Here is a 16601-nt window from a genome sequence, read left to right on the forward strand (position 1 = left end):
CACCGATCTGCACTTTCCCGCATTTTCCGCATTGAAGCCAAACGCTTCCTAGGCTAAGAACCTGCCATCGGACAGGCGAGTCAACCCGCCTCAGGCATGCACCCGTAGCTCAGCTGGATAGAGTGTTGGATTCCGATTCCAAAGGTCACAGGTTCGAATCCTGTCGGGTGCGCCATTTAATTCTGGTGCATGGCTTGGATGCACTAAACGGCGCCAGACAGCCATGCGTCTAGGTCTGTTGGCGGTTCCGCAACCAACAAATTCTCAAAAATAGACACCCGTCGCGTTGAACTTCATCTATTCTTTTTCAACGCCTTCTCAAACCATTTTGGAACCGTTTGCGCATCACTCCAAAGCGTGTGTTCCGGCATCGCCAGCCAGAAGTCCTTCAACGCCTGCTGAAAGCGGCCGAGGTCTTCTCGAGTGATTTTGAGGTCTGTGTGATCCCGGTAGTCGAGAGAGTCGACGGGCATTCCCGGTCGCGTCTCTCCAAGATGCTGGCCAAACTGCGCCTTCAACAAGTCAAAAGATGGCCCCCCTCCATGCTTGGATACGTTGACGACAAGTCTGCATTCCTCGATCGCGGCAAAGAACGGATGAGCGCGGACATCCCAGCCCAAGCCCTTCAGTAAATCGTAAAGGTCTTCGATCTTCTGTTTCCAGATCGCGGGTCCGACGTTCTCTCGCGAAAAGCTGTGGTCTAATTCGCTGACGAGCCATTCGCGCAGTTGCTTCTCCCATTGGTGATAAAGACCAGCAGCGACTGATAACAGCATTTGACCGTGAAGGTCGCTGAGCATCTGGTAATGGTTGATGCCCTCGGACCAAGCGGCATCTGCATAGTCGCCGGGATCTGCATCCGGCCCCGCGGATTGCCCCATTCGGTCGAATTTGTCGCGGGCGAACTGTTCGGCTTCCTCTTCCAGGTTTCCGAACTGAATGAGAACGCGTCTGTCCGCCTGGGTCAGGTAGAAGTCGAGTTCTTGCAAAAGATACGATCTCTTATTGCCCCACAGATACAAAAGAACATCCGACACGACTTACCTCCGCCATAGCAATCTCAACGATCGTCATCCTCATCATCTTGATTGTGGTGGCAATGATCAAGATTGTGCGGCTTACCGGCACGGTTGGAACGTGGCGCCTGAGCTTTACTAATCACAGGCGCGATTCGCTGTAACCAACTGCTGTACCAACCAATGTGCCACTTGGGACGCGTTCTACGTCCAACGTGCCACTTGGGACAAGATTACGAACCGGAGGAGGCCGCATTAGGGAAAGGGCGTCCAACAGCTCATGTGCCGCTGTAAGGGATCCTGCAAGGACGACAGGACTCGAGCCCACCGCGCGTCTTGACCACGTTGCTGATCAAGTTGATCATGTTGAGTTTAATTATCTTTATCTCTTATGAGTGCAGATACCAACGAGACGAGCCCAATGGCCCTTATTACTCAAGGCTCGGTTGGAAAAATAATACGAGCTTGCATTCCTATTTCTTGAAGTAGGAAAAGAAGTCCCCCGCCATCAATCAATTCAATTGGTTTGTCGGAGGCAAAATTGAATGCATCCGGACCGTATCCGCTTGTCGCCACAAGAATACCCTTGCTCGCCCCTTCGTTCATCATCGTACCATAGAGGTCGCGAACGGCGGACACACCGACAGTATGACGATAACGTTTAGCCTGAATGACAACTTTGCCGCCAAGAATAGGTCTTGGATCATAGGCGATGCAATCGACGCCACCATCTCTTGACGACCGCGTGAGCTTTGAGTCGAGCCCCATTTTCCCGAACAAATTTGCCACCAGATGCTCGAATTCACTGGGTGTGTAATCCATAAGGTTCGGCGCTGACCCTAAGCCTGAAACCATATCGCTTTGGTCAATGAACCTTGCGTCGGCCATATCAAATTCAACGATTGGCTTAACGGGTTGCGCTTCGGCCGCGTGACGTGAAACTTGGGCTCCGAGATTACGCAAACAGGTCGTCTTATCAACGCGAGCAAGATTGATCTGAAGGAACTTCTCTTTCGTCGTCCGAACTGAAATCAGATGCGGTTGAATGTCTACGCCGGTGGCGGGATCAACTGTGCGAACAAACCCATTGAAGCAACATGTATCTATCGCATTTGCTTGATCGGCTTCAAATATTTCATGAATGGTTCTCAGGGCAATGGCGGCAACTACGTCCTGATATATTGTCTTAATCTCAGCGGATTTCCTCGGCTTGCTTTCGATCGTATCGCGAGCCTTCACGTACCTGAATTCAGCGAATTGTGGGATGACGTCAGTGTTCGGAAGCTCATATTCGATGACTAGCTGCTTCGAACTTGAGGCATATGCGACAGAGAAGTTTTGCGGAAAACTCTCGGGATAAACCGAACGCTCCAGCACCATAGTGTTATAAGCAACCACAGCATCAGGTTCAGCACTGAAATAGCCATCCTTGAATGCGTCAACCTCAGCATCGCGCTGAGCAACCTTAGTGCTGAAAGCCGTTATCTCCCTTGCATGGGTAGACTTCGTGCCCTCCACTTTCTTGAGCCTAGTTGCTTCCGTATACTCCCAATCGGCCATTGCTGATCTGTATTTCGCGTCAGCATTGGCCATCTCCATCGCGTATCTTTTCTTGGCTCCAAGCATCAATTTTCCAAGACCTTTTGGAACTGAAACTTCGGACAGGAAGCTCGCCAAATTGGGTGCTTCAGTTGGCTTCACTATAGCGGATGCGATCACGAGGGTCGGCGCTTCCTGTGAGACACGCAAGCTATCAAAGCTAATCATATCGTCCACAGACAAAGTGTTGGATAGAACGTTTGCAAGCTCTTCAAGTCTGGCAGCGGTGTCTTCATTTTCTGTTTGCGCCTCGGCTTCACGATCTTCCAGATATTGCAGGCGAGCGGCACGTTCCGCTTCACGCTGCGACATAGCGAGATCACGCCTGCTTCTATCAGCATCCCGAAGCAGCTGCTTTCGGGCTTGTTCAGCCTCTCGAATACGCTTCTGGTTCGCAACGGCGCTAATTCTGTGCTGTCGGGTAGCCTCTTTTGCCATCGACATGACGAAACGTTCGAAACCACCGCGACGTGCCACAATTGCCCCCTGCATAGTGTTTGCCTAGTCAGATCGATAGCCTGAAACGCTGGGTTGAGAAAGTGACTTTTGCAATGACCAACACGCCCGTCCAAGTACCTAGAGAACCGCGCAAATTTTCGTTGCCGATCGTGGCACAGCGCCCGACAGCCAAAAATCATGAAAAAACTGTAACTTGTCTCTCGGTTCATTGAGAGCGACATTCCCATCGCGCCGGATAAACGAGGTGATAGATATGTCGGACTTGGAAATGTTGGTCAGACGCCGGATCGAGGAAGAGCGTGCCAAGGGCACATCCCCGGATCGGATAACCCAGCTCATTCAAGAGCTCTTCAACAGCGTGGACGCCGCCCAGGCGAACGCTCCCGTTGCCGCTTCCCGCAAGCGATAGCAAAACTCCCTTGGACTGACAGCGGCCGGCTCGCAGGATATTTTCCCGAGCCGGCTTGCGTCTTCATGGAAGGCCGTTCTCGCAGATCGCCGCGAGACAAGCGCTTTATCAGCGAGTGCCCGTCGAGCCGGGCTCCTTATTCAGCGCGGTCAAGATCCGGTATGCGGCCTTGACGCGCGCGGGGATCGGATAGTTCCTGTTCGCCAATATCACGATGCCGATCCCCCTGGCGGGAACGAAGGCAACATAGGCGCCGAAGCCGTTGGTGGAGCCCGTCTTGTTGATCAACACATCCTTGCGCGGCGGCTGCGGCGGAATGAGTTTGCTTGCCGGGTTGGGGTTGCGGGACATCTCGTTGGAATTTCCCGCCTGCAGTCGCTCGAGGCTCGTGGGATAGGCATACATTTCCCATCCCAGCCCCTGCGTCATGTCCCCGATCCTGTAATATCCGGTATGCGTCGCGGCGATCGCGCCCTGCAGCGTTTCGTCCAGTTTCGAACTGTCCATGTTGGCCTCAAGGAAGCGGATCATGTCGGCCGCGGTCGTCTTCACACCGTAGGCTTCCGAGTCCATCGGCCCCGGCCCGACGCGGATGGGCTTGTTGCTCTTCGCATAGCCATAGGCGTAGTTGCCCATCTGATCCTGCGGGACGCGGATATAGGTGTGGGTCAGGCCGAGCGCCGGGAAGATCTTCCCCTCCATCAGATCATCGAAAGGCTCGCCCATGCTGGCGGCAGCGAGATGGCCGAACAGGCCGATGCTCGGGTTGGAATAGAGCCGATGGGTCCCGGCGGCGTAGGCCGGACGCCAGTTCCGGTAATAGGCGATCATCTTGTCCTGACCGGTCACATCATCAGGAAACTGCAACGGCAGGCCGCCCGCCGTATACGTGCCGAGATCGAGAAGACTGATGTTGTCGAAGCTGCTGCCGGCGAGCGCGGGCAGATATTTGCTCGCCTTGTCGGAGAAAGACAGCGTTCCGCGCAGCTGCGCGTAGGATGCAAGGGTTGCGGTAAATGTCTTGCTGATCGAGCCGAGCTCGAAGATCGTATCCTCGGTGACCTTCTGCCCGCTCTCCTTCGAAGCGACGCCATAGTTGAAGACATAGCGCTTACCCTGGACGGTGACCGCGATGGCCATGCCTGGAATGTCGTTTTCCTTCATGGCGGGCCGGATCGCATCGGTGACGGCGCGCTCAAGCCGGGCTTGCTCGCTGTTATCGGCGGCGTAGACGCTGGTCCCATGGAAGAGAGACGCGACGGCGATCATTCCAAGCGTTGGAAGAAAGAGATTTCTCATAACGAAAACAACGTCCTTATGTAGATGATTGACCGTATCCGCAACGAATGACGGCTGGCGGTTCGCAAGGGAAAGCGGACTATGCAGCCGCGCCATGCCCTCGACAAACGATCAATTCTGGGCTTAGACATGAGAAAAACTTGGGCATTGAGCGACAATGGACATCTCGCAGCTACCGCTGAACGCCCTGCGCGTCTTCGAAGCCTCGGCGCGGCATGGCAGCTTCACGCGGGCCGGCATGGAACTTCGGGTCACGCAGACGGCCATCAGCCATCAGGTCAAGGCGCTTGAAGACGTCCTGGGCATCACCCTGTTCAAGCGCCTCCCGCGCGGCCTCGCGCTGACCGACGAGGGACATGCGTTGCTGCCGGTGCTGACCGATGCGTTTCGCCGCATGAGCGCGACGCTCAGCCAGCTCGAGGAAGGAAACTTCGACGAGATATTGACCGTCGGCGTGGTCGGCACCTTCGCAATCGGCTGGCTCCTGCCACGCCTCTCCTCGTTCAAGGCGGAGCATCCCCATGTCGATCTGCGCCTCAAGACCAACAACAATCGCGCCGACATGGTACTCGACGGCCTCGATTTCTTCCTCCGGTTCGGCGACGGCGCATGGCATGGAACGGAAGCAATCCACCTAATGGATGCCCCCCTTTCTCCGGTGTGCACACCAGCATTGAGCGAAGGGCTTCGCACGCCGACGGACCTGGCCGGCATGGACCTGTTGCGATCATACCGGATCGATGAATGGCTCCTCTGGTTCAGGGCGGCGGGGGCAGCGCCACCCAATCTTCGCGGCTGGATGTTCGATTCGTCGCTGACGCTGGTGGAAGCCGCGGCACGCGGTGTGGGCGTGGCACTCGTCCCCGTTGCCATGTTCTCTCACGAGATCGAAACCGGCCGCATCGTCCAGCCGTTTCCCATCACGGTGCTGACCGGCAGTTATTGGCTGACGCGGCTGAAATCCCGCGCGGAAACCGCTTCCATGAAGGCATTCCGGCAATGGCTGATGACGGAAATGGAAGACCAGCCATAGCGGGCCGAAGGCCTTCGCTCCGGTTATCTTTGGCGCTGCGCGGTGAGCGCAAAAAGATTGGTCGGTGCGCCATGCAGCATGACCTCGCGCTCCAGGGAGAAGCCGCATTTTTCCAGCACGTTGCGCGAGGCGAGATTGATGGGGCGGACAAGCCCGATCACCCGCTCGGCATGCAAGTCATTGAACGCAAAGTCCAAAACCTGCCGCACCAGTTCGGTCGCATAGCCCCTGCCCCAGCTATCCGGATGCAGATGATAGGAGAGATTGAGACCCTCGAACTCCTTCGACACGGTCACGCCGCCGAACCCAATCAGCCCGCCATCCGCTTCCACAGCCCAGCGTCCGAATCCGTGGCTGCGCCAATGATCCATATCGCGCGCAAGGCGCCGGCCACTCTCCTCCGGCGTATCTGGCGTCGGGTCGGGCCGATGCGCGACGAGCTCCGGCCGGGAAAAAAGCGCGGCGACGAAATCGACGTCCGTCTCCACCGGTACCCGCAAAAGCAGACGCTTTGTGCGCCAAACCCGCTCAGTCATTGATCATCCTAACAAGCCCTCTCCCGGGAACGAATACTGCCGCCGCAATGAGAGGTGAAGAAAAACGCCTCCGATCCCTTGTGATCGTCATGGGCACTTTGCGGTCTTCCACGGATTATGTAAATCGAACAGGAACAAGGATTGGGAAATGGCTATGAGCGACGACTTGCTGGGCACTGATATCAATGCGATTGCGCGAATTCATGGGACTTTCACGCTGCGATCCGGTCAAATCTCAACCGAGTATTTCGACAAGTACCGATTCGAGTCCGACCCCGCTCTGCTGCGCCGCATAGCGCGACGCATGTTGCAGCTCTTGCCGAGCGATACGCAGGTTTTGGCCGGGCTGGAACTCGGCGGTGTCCCGATTGCCACGGCAATGTCGCTGGAAAGCGGGTTGCCAGCCGCATTCATCCGCAAGGAAGCAAAGAGCTACGGCACATGCAAGGCCGTCGAAGGCCTGGATATCAAGGGTAAGAAGGTCACGTTCATAGAAGACGTGATCACCACGGGCGGCGCGGTTGTCGACGCGGCAAAGCTGGTCAATGCCGAAGGGGCTGAAATCCTCGCTGTCATCTGCGCCATCTGGCGGGGGAAAGGCGAACCCTCTCTCCCCGGACTGCCGGACCTGCGCGTCTTTCCGGCGCTACTGGCATCCGAATTGCGATAGATCGCATAACCGCAAGGTTTAAACGGCTTCGGCCAAGGGCGCCGGTTCATAGCAGCAGGCGGCTCTGGAAACGTCCATGTGGCATCCCGATTCCCGAAGTGCGTCCGCCACGATCTCAACGAAGAGCCGGCGGAACCACACAGCCCTGCTATCGGCCTGATCAACGCGGCGATAGAGCATCGTCACCGGATCGGCCTCCAGGTCGAGGGGCATTTCCGAAACGGTCAGGTCATGCAGTTGCGCCATACAGCGGGCGATCGATTCCGGTATTGTCGCGACAGCCGGCATGGCTCGAAGCGCCAGCGGCAAGGCAGAATAGCGCGGCACGGTCGCAACAACCCGACGGCGATACCCGACGCGTGCGAGAGCGAGATCGACGTTGTTCAGCGCGTTCCCTTCCAGGGACACGGTAATGTGGTCGGCGCTCGCAAAATCCTCAAGCCCAAGCGGCGCACCTAACTTGATATGCCGTGGATCGTAGATGCAGGCCGAAGCCTGATCGAACAACGGTGCGCGAATGTGCCAGGATGCCGGCTCCTCATGCACTGAGATACTGAAATCATAGGCCCCTTCGTCCAGCAGACGCGCAGCTTCGCGCTTGTCGAAGGCCACGCCGGTCAAGCGCGCGTTCGGTGCAAGGCTGCGCAATCGCGCCGCCAGCGGACCGAAGAAAGCCGATTCGAGATTGTCGCACATGCCGATGCGAAACTCGCCCTGCCAGCTTGCAGGGTCGAAGGCCGCCGCTGGCCGGATGGCACGCTCAATACCCGAAAGCGCATCCTCGATGGCAGGCGCAATGGACAGCGCCCGCGCCGTCGGCTGCAAGCCGCGCCCGACGCGCACGAACAATTCATCGTCAAGCGTCTCGCGCAACCGTCGCAGTGCTGCGGAGAGGCCCGGCTGGCCAAGCAACAGGCGTTCGGCAGCACGGCTCACATTCCGTTCCTGCATGAGCACGGAAAAGGCGAGCAGCAGATTGAGATCGATTTTTCGAAGTGTGGCATCATTCATCATTATCAGTAATACCTGACATGGTTACTATCAATTTGCAATAGGATTAGAAGCTGTACATTTTCTCGTTCCCTGCCGCCAACCAACCTCCCAAGAGGCGACAGCATTGGAAGGAACGATCTCGATGATTAATTCGCAATCACAACGTGGGGCCGGGCTGGCATTATTGCTGCTTTGCGCCGCCAACTTTCTCGATGCCATGGATGTCTCCACCATTGGCGTGGCCCTGCCCGCCATCCAGACCGAACTCGGCATGCAGGCGACATCGCTGCAATGGGCCGTCAGCGCCTATGTGCTCGGCTATGGCGGCTTTCTGCTGCTCGGCGGGCGCGTTGCCGATCTTTTCGGCCACCGCCGCGTCTTCCTCTGGTCGCTCGCCGTTTTCGCTGCCGCCAGTATCGCCGGCGGCTTCGTCGATAGCGCGCCGACCCTGATCGCCGCCCGGCTGATCAAAGGCATAGCCGCCGCCTTCACCGCGCCGGCCGCCCTCGCTTTGTTGCTGTCCGTGTTCGGAGAAGGAACCAGCCGCGCCAAGGCGCTCGGCGTGTTCTCCTCCACGGGTGCAGCCGGCTTCGTGCTCGGCATGGTGCTGGGTGGTGCTGCAACCCTCTTCAGCTGGCGGGCGACGCTGGTCATGGGCGCGCCTGTCGCCCTCCTCACGCTGGCGATCGCTCCCTTCGTCCTGCCCGCCGACCGCCCGCGGACCGGATCAAAAGCCCGCTTCGACTGGGCCGGCGCACTGACGATCACGCCGGGCCTGCTGCTCTTCGTCTTCGGCGTTACCAATGCTGCAGTCGACGGCTGGCAGGCGTTTGCAACCTGGGGGTCACTGGTGGCAGCCCTCGTGCTGATCCTGCTCTTCCTGCTGGTCGAGTCACGTCATAGCGATCCGATGGTGCCCCTTGCCATGTTCCGGCGCGCCAAGCTCAGCCATGCCAACGCCATCGCCGCCCTTTTCCAGGGCTCCTATGTCGGCTTCCAGTTCATCGCTACGCTTTATTACCAGACCGTCGTCGGCTGGTCGGCCTTCGCCACCGGCTTCTCTTTTGCCCTCGGCGGCGTCTGCGTGATGTTCCTGGCGCCGCGATTTGCGACGATCGGCCAGAACCGGGGCACGACCGGGCTGATGACGCTCGGCGTCGGCCTGCAGGCCATCAGCTATATCTTCTGGGTGATCTCGGTCGGGCATATCGATCCGATCCTGCTCGTCGCCGTCTCCCAGATCTTGCTCGGCGTCGGCTATGCCATGACCTATCCCTCGGTGCAGGTAGCAGCCCTTGCCGATGTCGAAGACGACAAGTTGGGCTTGGCCTCTGGCATGCTCTTCGCCTCCTTCCAGATTGGTGGCGGCATCGTGCTGGCGGCAGCCTCAGCCGTCTTCAGTGCGGCTCCTCAGTTCGGCTGGAACCCCTATGTCGCCGGCACCGCCTTCGTTGCGATCCTCGCAACCGCGATCATCGTGCTGGCCGCCCTCGGGCCAAGAACGGCAACATCGCGTCCGGATGCCTACCAGGCCGCTGAATAGCCGGTATCTTTCATACCCGCGCCAATCCGGCGCGGGTATGAGCGACCGTCCCGACGCCGCCATTTCCGTCACGACTACTTTTGCGATGATAACGCAGCCGCCTCGGCCGCGCGGCGGCTCAGCAGATCTCGCTCACGCTGGTTTCCGGCAAGCGTGGCGGCTTCCTCGAAGGCGGACCTCGCCTCCTCGAAGCGAGCAAGCTTGTGAAGCAGATCGCCGCGAACGCTCTGCACCAGATGATACGCTTTCAGCGCCGGCTCATGGGCAAGCTGGTCCATGATCTCCAGCCCAGCCTCCGGCCCCTCCACCATGCCCAGAGCGACCGCGCGATTTAGCTCGACAATCGGCGACGGCACGACCGCCGCCAGCTCCCCATATAACCCGGCGATACGGGACCAGTTGGTCACATCGGCTGTATGGGCCTCCGCGTGGCAAGCGACGATTGCCGCCTGCAATGCGTAAGCGCCGCCAGCCCCTCCAAGGTCGCGTGCGTGTGCAAGTGCCCGCAGACCTCGCCGGATCTGCAACTGATCCCACAGGGCCCGGTTCTGCTCCAACAGAAGGATCGGCTCGCCGTCAGCGTCCGTGCGTGCCGCGGTGCGAGAGGCATTCAACTCCATTAGCGCCAGCAAGGCGTGTGCTTCGGGCTCATTCGGTGCGACGGAGGTCAGCACGCGGCCCATGCGCAGCGCCTCGTTGCAGAGCTGTGGCCTCAGCCAGTCCTCGCCACGCGCAGCAGTATAGCCCTCGTTAAAAATCAGATAGACGACCTCCAGCACGGATGCGAGCCGTTGCGCAAGCTCCTCGCCGCGCGGTGTCTCGTAGGCCAGCCCCGATTCCGAAAGGGTTCGTTTGGCGCGGACGATACGCTGGGCGATCGTCGCCTCGGGCAGTAGGAAAGCCCTGGCAATCTCCTCGGTCGTCAGACCGCAGATCATCCGCAACGCTAAGGCAACGCGGGCCTCACGCGAGATCAGCGGATGACAGGCAGTGAAAACGAGACGAAGCAGTTCGTCGCCTATATCGTCGTCGAGGGCGGCGTCCAGATCGGGCATGGCCTGCTGCTCCTCTTCCATATCCAGGGCGATCATCTCATGCTTGCGATCAAGCATCTGGCGGCGGCGCAGATGATCGAGCGCCCGGCGCTTGGCGGTCGCCATCAGCCATGCGCCCGGCCTTTCCGGAACGCCGGTTTCCGGCCATCGTTCGAGGGCAGCGACCAGCGCCTCCTGCGTCAGGTCTTCGGCAAGAGGCACGTCGCGCAGCATCCTCGCGAGGCTAGTGATCAGCCTCGGTTGCTCGATCCGCCAGACGGCCAGGATCGTGCGATGGGAATTGGCGGCCGTCATGGCCGCCTATCCCGTCTCTTCGGCGTTTGCCTCAAGCGACTGCAACCGCGTGCGGGTCGCACGCGCCCTCCATATCGGACGTGAAGAATGGGCGAACCTCGCATGTGCCCTCCCAACCCGGCATGAAATCTATGTGAAGCTGCATGAACTCGACTGCCAGCGCTACCGCCTCTTCCTTGTTCTGAAATTCGGAGATCGCGTAGCCGCCAATAACTTCCTTGGCTTCGACGAATGGACCATCGAGCACGTTGAGCTTCCCGCCCTTGATGCTGACGCGGGCACCCGTGGCCATAGGCATCAGTCCGCCGGTATCGATCATCCGGCCGGCCTTGATCTCACGATCGGCAAGCTTGCCCATGGCCTCCATGAGTTCCGGCGTCGGGATACCAACATCAGCGGACGTAATAATAGACATGAAGCGCATTTGACCATTCCCTTCGAGGCGAGCAGCTGGCGTCATTGCCGCTGAATTGGCTCGCTCAATACAACGACGAAGCAATCCTTCGAGAATCGACAGGCGGATTGAAAAAAGTTTGGCCGGGATCGAAAGACGGTAACTCCTCCCAGACCGTCAACGCCGTCAGCCTATCAATGTCACCCACAGATAGGCAACTCGCCCAATCGCGGCAATCTGGGGCCTGTCGCTGTTCATTGACTCCGCACGGTCGTTGCAAGATGGTGGGTCAACGCCGGAGGCCCTGATTTTTGAAGGGCTCACACACCCTTCGCCTTGGGACATATAAAGCCGCAATAGCAGCCGATAGGAGTCTGCATCTATGTTCGATCACGTCTCGATTGGCGTCAAAAGCCTGGAAAGATCCCAGCAATTCTACGATGCCGCAATAGCGCCTCTTGGCTATGAGCGGCTGACGAATTTCGACGGAACGGTCGGGTACGGTGCGGAACGGGCGCAATTCTGGGTCAGCCAGGTGGAACGTCCCGTCCCGGCGGATCGTGACTCCGGCCTGCATTTCTGCTTCGTCGCACCCAGCCGGGAATCCGTCGACGCCTTCCACGCCGCCGCTCTCGCGCAAGGCGGCGAAGACAATGGCAAACCGGGCATCCGCCCGGACTATAGCCAGTTCTACTATGCCGCCTTCGTCATCGACCCGGACGGCTACCGTCTCGAAGCCTATTTCCAGACAGGCGTATGACGACCCCCGCGTGACGCGGCAACATCCCATTCGGCGGCCCGTTTCCATCACGCGGCGCCGTTATCCGTGCCATATTCACTAACCATTTGATGTTTCAGGCTACTGTCAGGCTTCTGCCGTAAGTGCACAGTCGATGGGGATTGTCGGTGCCGTTGCGCAAGACGCCAGTGAAATTCCGTCACACCTTGGCATTCGACGACGGAAGGCGGCGTTTCCTGATGTATGATGACTATGTTGCGTATCCGAAGCGCGCGGCGTCGCTCAGCAAACCCCTCGCATCGTTTCTGGCGCTATTTGCGCTCTGGTGGTTGCTACTGATTTTCTTCAATAGATTTCCCCAGCTCGACCTTTCTATCGCCCGCAGCGTCTTTACCACTGCGCCCTGCCCTTCGAACGATCCTATGGGCAAGGTCTGCGGCATGTTCGCCTACGACAGGAGTTTGCTCTTCGCTTTCGCGCGCGCCGTCACGCTCGTTCTGCCTTATATCGCAATCATCATCTTGCTCGCGCTCCCGATCTTGTCCCGGAAGCGGCTCGGCCCACTTTGGCGCACGTCGAAAATCGACCAGTGTTTAGCCGCGCTGCTATCGCTGGCGCTTGGCTGCGGCCTTCTCGTCAACGTGATCCTGAAAGGTTTCTCCGGCCGGCCGCGCCCCCGCGCTACCAATCTCTTCGGCGGCTCGCTGGATTTCGTCCAAGCGGGTTCCTTCGCCGGCAAGTGCCTGAGGAACTGTTCCTTCATCTCCGGAGAAGCGTCATCGGCCGGATGGCTTCTCTGTCTCATCCCGCTGCTGCCACCGCGCTGGCGCCTTCCGCTTGGTGTGCCACTGGCTGTCATATCGATCCTGATGCCGACCATGCGCGTCCTCACCGGCGCCCATTACCTTTCCGATGTAGTCCTTGGCTGGCTGTCGTCGTTGGTGATCTTCGCGGGCGCACTGGCCGTTGTCGAGTTCCTCGGCTCCTCTTCAACCGGCCCTGGGCAAAAGGCGTGACCTGCCGCCTCTCGATTTTCCAGCGCCCGAGGACGTTACCGCCCTGCGGATTCGGGCCGTCAGTTCGGCAAGCCCGAAAGGTTTGACGAGATAATCAACCGCCCCGATGCTCAACCCGGCCATCTGATCCGAAATCTGGTCATAGGCGGAGAGGATGATCACCGGGGTCGCTCCGATCTGTGCCCCCATGGATGTCAGCAGGTCCAGGCCGCTGCCATCCGGTAGCCGCAAATCGAGAAGAATCACATCATAATGGCCTCTGGCAACCGCCGTCTTCGCCGCTCCAAGGTCCATCGACCAGTCGACCACAAAACCCTCCGCGAACAGATGATCCTGCACGGCGTTGCCTATAGTGGCGTTGTCCTCGACCAGTAAAACCCGCACGGCTGCTTCCTTATTCAAGAAATGAAGCTATGATCGGGATTGCTGACGGCGACCTGAACTCCACCTAACCGTGCGACAAAAAGCGCGGATAAGCGGAATCGACCAACGCACGGACGGGCGTTATTCAGGTAAATGTCAGGAACGGTGGGCATGGTCTCGCGCTCAAACAGTCTGAGCCACATCCTGCGCGCTGTGTTGTACGGCTTTCCCGCTCTGTTCAGGGGAATGCCCTGGAGAAAACCATTGAACAATAAAAACACTCAGTCTGGCGGACGAAGCGTCCGACCAGCCATCGGCAGCGTCACCCTTTGCCTTATAGCTAGCCTTTATATCCTTCTTGTGACGAACCGGATGTTCTGGACCAAGGCTTACGGCTATTTCCTGGTCGAGCCTGCCGCCTTCGCCGGCTTCGTCGTCGGCATATCGGCCGTCATCATGGCGCTCTTCACGCTTTTCTCCGCCAAATACATCACCAAGCCGATCCTTATTTTCTTCGTTCTCGTGGCGTCGGTGTCCTCGTGGTTCAACGACCAGTTCGGCGTGATCATCGACAAGGAAATGATCCGCAACGCGGCGGTATCGACGGGTGCCGAGGCTGGCCACCTGATTACGGCGCGTTTTGTGACGCATGTGCTGCTGACCGGTGTTCTTCCGTCGCTGGTGATCGCGTCCGTACGCATCGTCCATCGCCCCATTCTCAAGAAGCTTGCCTATAACACTGCCGTCATTCTTTCCTGCGTCGCGATCTTCATGGTCGCCGGTATCAGCTTCTACAAAACCTATGCCGGCGTCGGCCGGGCACATCGCGACCTCCTGGATACGCTCAATCCGGTGATGCCGATCAACAGCGCGGTTCGCTACGTCATCGATTCTGGCCGGAACGCAAACGTCGTTGCAAAGCCTCTAGGCATGGACGCCCGCAGGGTTGGCGCCGTCGACAACGGCAAGCCGCGCGTGACGATCATCGTCGCCGGCGAAACGGCCCGCGCCCAGAATTTCTCGCTTGGCGGCTATGGCAAAATGACCAATCCCGAGCTGGCGAAACAGAACATCGTCTATTTTCCCGACACCACCAGCTGCGGAACGGCAACGGCGACATCGATCCCCTGCCTGTTCTCCGTCTATACGCGGCAGCAATACAGTCATCGCAAGGGTCTGGAAACGGAGAACCTGCTCGATGTGCTGACCCATGCCAAGGTCGATGTGACCTGGCTGGACAATGACACCGGCAGCTACAACGTCACCGACCGCGTTCCCTACACCTACCTGCCGACATCGGCCGATCCCCGCTTCTGCAAGGAAGGCGAATGTCTGGACGCGATTCTGGTCGATAAGGTCGACAATTGGCTCGACAACATCAAGGGAGACAGCGTCCTCGTACTGCACCAGCTTGGTAGCCACGGCCCGGCCTACTACCAGCGTTATCCCGAAGAGTTTCGCCGCTTCACACCCGATTGCCGAGCCAATGATTTCGGCAAATGCTCGCAGGAACAGATCAACAATGCCTATGACAATACGATCCTCTACACGGATCACATCGTCTCGGCGGTCATCGATAAGCTAAAGCAACGCTCGGCGACAGTATCGGGAGCCGTCATGTATTTCTCCGATCACGGCGAGTCACTCGGCGAGAACGGCATCTACCTGCATGGAGCGCCGTATTTCATCGCGCCATCGGAGCAAACGCAGGTGCCGTTCCTTGTGTGGATGGCCGACGATCTGGCGAAAACCGGTGGCTATGACATGAGCTGCGTTGCAAAGCAGGCGGCCGCCGGCTCCCACTCGCACGACAATATCTTCCACAGCGTCCTCGGGATGATGGACATAGCGACCAAAGTCTACGACCCCAGCCTCGACGTGTTCGCCGCTTGCCGCCTTCCGGCGAACAAGTTGGCGCAACTGAATTGACGGCGATCAGCCCTCAGCCTGAATTGCGGTTTCGCTAAGCCGAAACCGCAATTCTTCTTGCACGGCATGTCGGCCCTCTGCCCGGCGCTCGCCATCGTCATATCTAATTCTTCGAACGAACCCCTCGAAACTTTGCGGGTGGTTCACGCTCGGAAACGTAGCTACATGCCTCCCGAACATCATGGCGATAGGCAGCGGACAAAATCATGACGGCAAGCACCATCGAATTCGGGCTCGATACATTCGGCGACATCACCCACGACGAAAGCGGAAAGCCTGACTCTCACGCGCAGGTCATCCGCAACGTCATCGAGGAAGGCGTGCTCGCGGACCAGCTTGGGATCGATTTCTTCGGGATCGGCGAGCATCACCGCGAGGATTTTGCTGTCTCTTCACCAGAGACCGTACTTGCCGCCATCGCGGGCCGCACCTCGCATATCCATTTGGGATCGGCGGTCACGGTTCTCAGCTCCGATGATCCCATCCGCGTCTTTCAGCGTTTTTCGAGCCTGGACGCCGCTTCGAATGGACGCGCTGAGGTGATCCTCGGCCGTGGATCCTTCACCGAATCCTTCCCCCTCTTCGGCTTCGAGCTCTCGCAATATGAAAAGCTCTTTGAGGAAAAGCTCGATCTTTTCGCCGCACTGCTCACCAACGAACCAGTGACCTGGACAGGCAGTATCCGCCCGCCGCTCGACAAGCAACGGGTCTTCCCGACGATCGAGAAGGGTCACCTGAAGACGTGGATCGGCGTCGGCGGCAGCCCGGCGTCGGTCGTGCGCGCCGCGCAATATAATTTGCCGCTGATGCTGGCGATCATCGGCGGCAGCCCCTATCGCTTCCAGCCTTACATAGATCTCTATCACAAGGCATTCGCGCAGTTGGGCGGCACGGCCCAGCCGATCGGCATCCATTCGCCCGGCTATATCGCCGATACGGACGATCAGGCCCGCGAAGAACTGTGGCCCTGCTACAAGGTGATGCGCGACCGCATCGGCCGCGAGCGCGGCTGGCCGCCGGTGACGCGCAGCGAATTCGAAGACGAGATCGAACACGGCTCGCTCTATGTCGGCTCACCCGAAACGGTCGCCGCTAAGCTCACGCCGGTGATCAAGACGCTCGGCATCAACCGCTTTCAGTTGAAGTACAGCACCGGCACGCTTAGCCACCAGAAACTGATGCGCTGCATTGAGCTTTACGGCCGGGAAGTCATCCCTGCGGTGCGGGCGGGACTGGAGTAGCTCCTCTAATCTC

Annotated in this window: 16 protein-coding genes and 1 tRNA gene; 9 read left to right on the forward strand and 8 right to left on the reverse strand. The window is 58.7% G+C overall.

Going from position 1 to position 16601, the window contains the following annotated elements:
* Window positions 1-98 precede the first annotated feature (98 nt).
* Window positions 99-175, forward strand: a tRNA-Arg gene (locus HB780_RS19700).
* A 118-nt stretch (window positions 176-293) separates the two neighbouring features.
* Here the strand turns inward: HB780_RS19700 and HB780_RS19705 are convergent.
* Together HB780_RS19705 and HB780_RS19710 are read right to left on the reverse strand one after the other, a co-directional pair.
* Window positions 294-1037 (reverse strand): hypothetical protein, encoded by a 744-nt coding sequence (locus HB780_RS19705; protein WP_183695361.1) that lies wholly within the window; start codon window positions 1035-1037, stop codon window positions 294-296.
* Between the two features lie 414 nt (window positions 1038-1451).
* Window positions 1452-3107, reverse strand: coding sequence for a restriction endonuclease (locus HB780_RS19710; protein WP_183695364.1), 1656 nt, complete (start codon window positions 3105-3107; stop codon window positions 1452-1454).
* A gap of 235 nt (window positions 3108-3342) precedes the next feature.
* On the opposite strand from HB780_RS19710, the gene HB780_RS19715 reads away from it, so the two are divergent.
* Window positions 3343-3483, forward strand: coding sequence for a hypothetical protein (locus HB780_RS19715; protein WP_183697702.1), 141 nt, complete (start codon window positions 3343-3345; stop codon window positions 3481-3483).
* Window positions 3484-3591: 108 nt separating this feature from the next.
* Here the strand turns inward: HB780_RS19715 and ampC are convergent, their stop codons facing one another.
* On the reverse strand, window positions 3592-4782 hold the full coding sequence (gene ampC / locus HB780_RS19720; RefSeq protein WP_183695367.1) for a class C beta-lactamase: 1191 nt from the start codon (window positions 4780-4782) through the stop codon (window positions 3592-3594).
* A gap of 157 nt (window positions 4783-4939) precedes the next feature.
* Between ampC and HB780_RS19725 the strand changes: the two genes are divergently transcribed.
* Window positions 4940-5815 carry a LysR family transcriptional regulator gene (locus HB780_RS19725; RefSeq protein WP_183695370.1) on the forward strand — a complete coding sequence of 292 codons (876 nt, stop codon included), beginning with the start codon at window positions 4940-4942 and terminating at the stop codon, window positions 5813-5815.
* Between the two features lie 23 nt (window positions 5816-5838).
* Here the strand turns inward: HB780_RS19725 and HB780_RS19730 are convergent, their stop codons facing one another.
* Window positions 5839-6351, reverse strand: a complete 513-nt coding sequence (locus tag HB780_RS19730; RefSeq protein WP_183695373.1) for a GNAT family N-acetyltransferase — start codon at window positions 6349-6351, stop codon at window positions 5839-5841.
* Between the two features lie 154 nt (window positions 6352-6505).
* On the opposite strand from HB780_RS19730, the gene pyrE reads away from it, so the two are divergent.
* Entirely contained in the window at window positions 6506-7021 is a 516-nt protein-coding gene (pyrE, locus tag HB780_RS19735) for an orotate phosphoribosyltransferase (protein WP_183695374.1), read from the forward strand.
* 18 nt (window positions 7022-7039) lie between these two features.
* Here pyrE and HB780_RS19740 read toward each other — a convergent pair whose 3' ends face one another.
* Entirely contained in the window at window positions 7040-8035 is a 996-nt protein-coding gene (locus tag HB780_RS19740) for a LysR family transcriptional regulator (protein ID WP_183695377.1), read from the reverse strand.
* Between the two features lie 121 nt (window positions 8036-8156).
* On the opposite strand from HB780_RS19740, the gene HB780_RS19745 reads away from it, so the two are divergent.
* The gene (locus HB780_RS19745; protein ID WP_183695379.1) at window positions 8157-9557 is read left to right on the forward strand and encodes an MFS transporter; all 1401 of its coding nucleotides are present in this window, start codon (window positions 8157-8159) and stop codon (window positions 9555-9557) included.
* 74 nt (window positions 9558-9631) lie between these two features.
* On the opposite strand, the gene HB780_RS19750 is transcribed toward HB780_RS19745, so the two are convergent.
* Together HB780_RS19750 and HB780_RS19755 are read right to left on the reverse strand one after the other, a co-directional pair.
* The gene (locus HB780_RS19750; protein WP_183695381.1) at window positions 9632-10906 is read right to left on the reverse strand and encodes an RNA polymerase sigma factor; all 1275 of its coding nucleotides are present in this window, start codon (window positions 10904-10906) and stop codon (window positions 9632-9634) included.
* Window positions 10907-10937: 31 nt separating this feature from the next.
* On the reverse strand, window positions 10938-11321 hold the full coding sequence (locus HB780_RS19755) for a YciI family protein (RefSeq protein ID WP_286203148.1): 384 nt from the start codon (window positions 11319-11321) through the stop codon (window positions 10938-10940).
* A gap of 361 nt (window positions 11322-11682) precedes the next feature.
* On the opposite strand from HB780_RS19755, the gene HB780_RS19760 reads away from it, so the two are divergent.
* A complete protein-coding gene (locus HB780_RS19760; protein ID WP_183695387.1) occupies window positions 11683-12060 on the forward strand; it encodes a VOC family protein in 378 nt (125 codons plus the stop codon).
* A 218-nt stretch (window positions 12061-12278) separates the two neighbouring features.
* Entirely contained in the window at window positions 12279-13055 is a 777-nt protein-coding gene (locus HB780_RS19765) for a phosphatase PAP2 family protein (RefSeq protein WP_183695390.1), read from the forward strand.
* On the opposite strand, the gene HB780_RS19770 is transcribed toward HB780_RS19765, so the two are convergent.
* Window positions 13029-13439: a response regulator gene (locus HB780_RS19770; protein ID WP_183695393.1), complete on the reverse strand. Its 411-nt coding sequence runs from the start codon at window positions 13437-13439 to the stop codon at window positions 13029-13031. The two genes, HB780_RS19765 and HB780_RS19770, sit on opposite strands and share 27 nt — an antisense overlap.
* A gap of 150 nt (window positions 13440-13589) precedes the next feature.
* On the opposite strand from HB780_RS19770, the gene HB780_RS19775 reads away from it, so the two are divergent.
* Window positions 13590-15347: a phosphoethanolamine transferase gene (locus HB780_RS19775; RefSeq protein WP_183695396.1), complete on the forward strand. Its 1758-nt coding sequence runs from the start codon at window positions 13590-13592 to the stop codon at window positions 15345-15347.
* Window positions 15348-15553: 206 nt separating this feature from the next.
* Window positions 15554-16588 (forward strand): LLM class flavin-dependent oxidoreductase, encoded by a 1035-nt coding sequence (locus HB780_RS19780; RefSeq protein WP_183695399.1) that lies wholly within the window; start codon window positions 15554-15556, stop codon window positions 16586-16588.
* The last annotated feature ends 13 nt before the right edge of the window (window positions 16589-16601 follow it).

The organism is Rhizobium lusitanum (assembly GCF_014189535.1).
Classification (GTDB): domain Bacteria; phylum Pseudomonadota; class Alphaproteobacteria; order Rhizobiales; family Rhizobiaceae; genus Rhizobium; species Rhizobium lusitanum_C.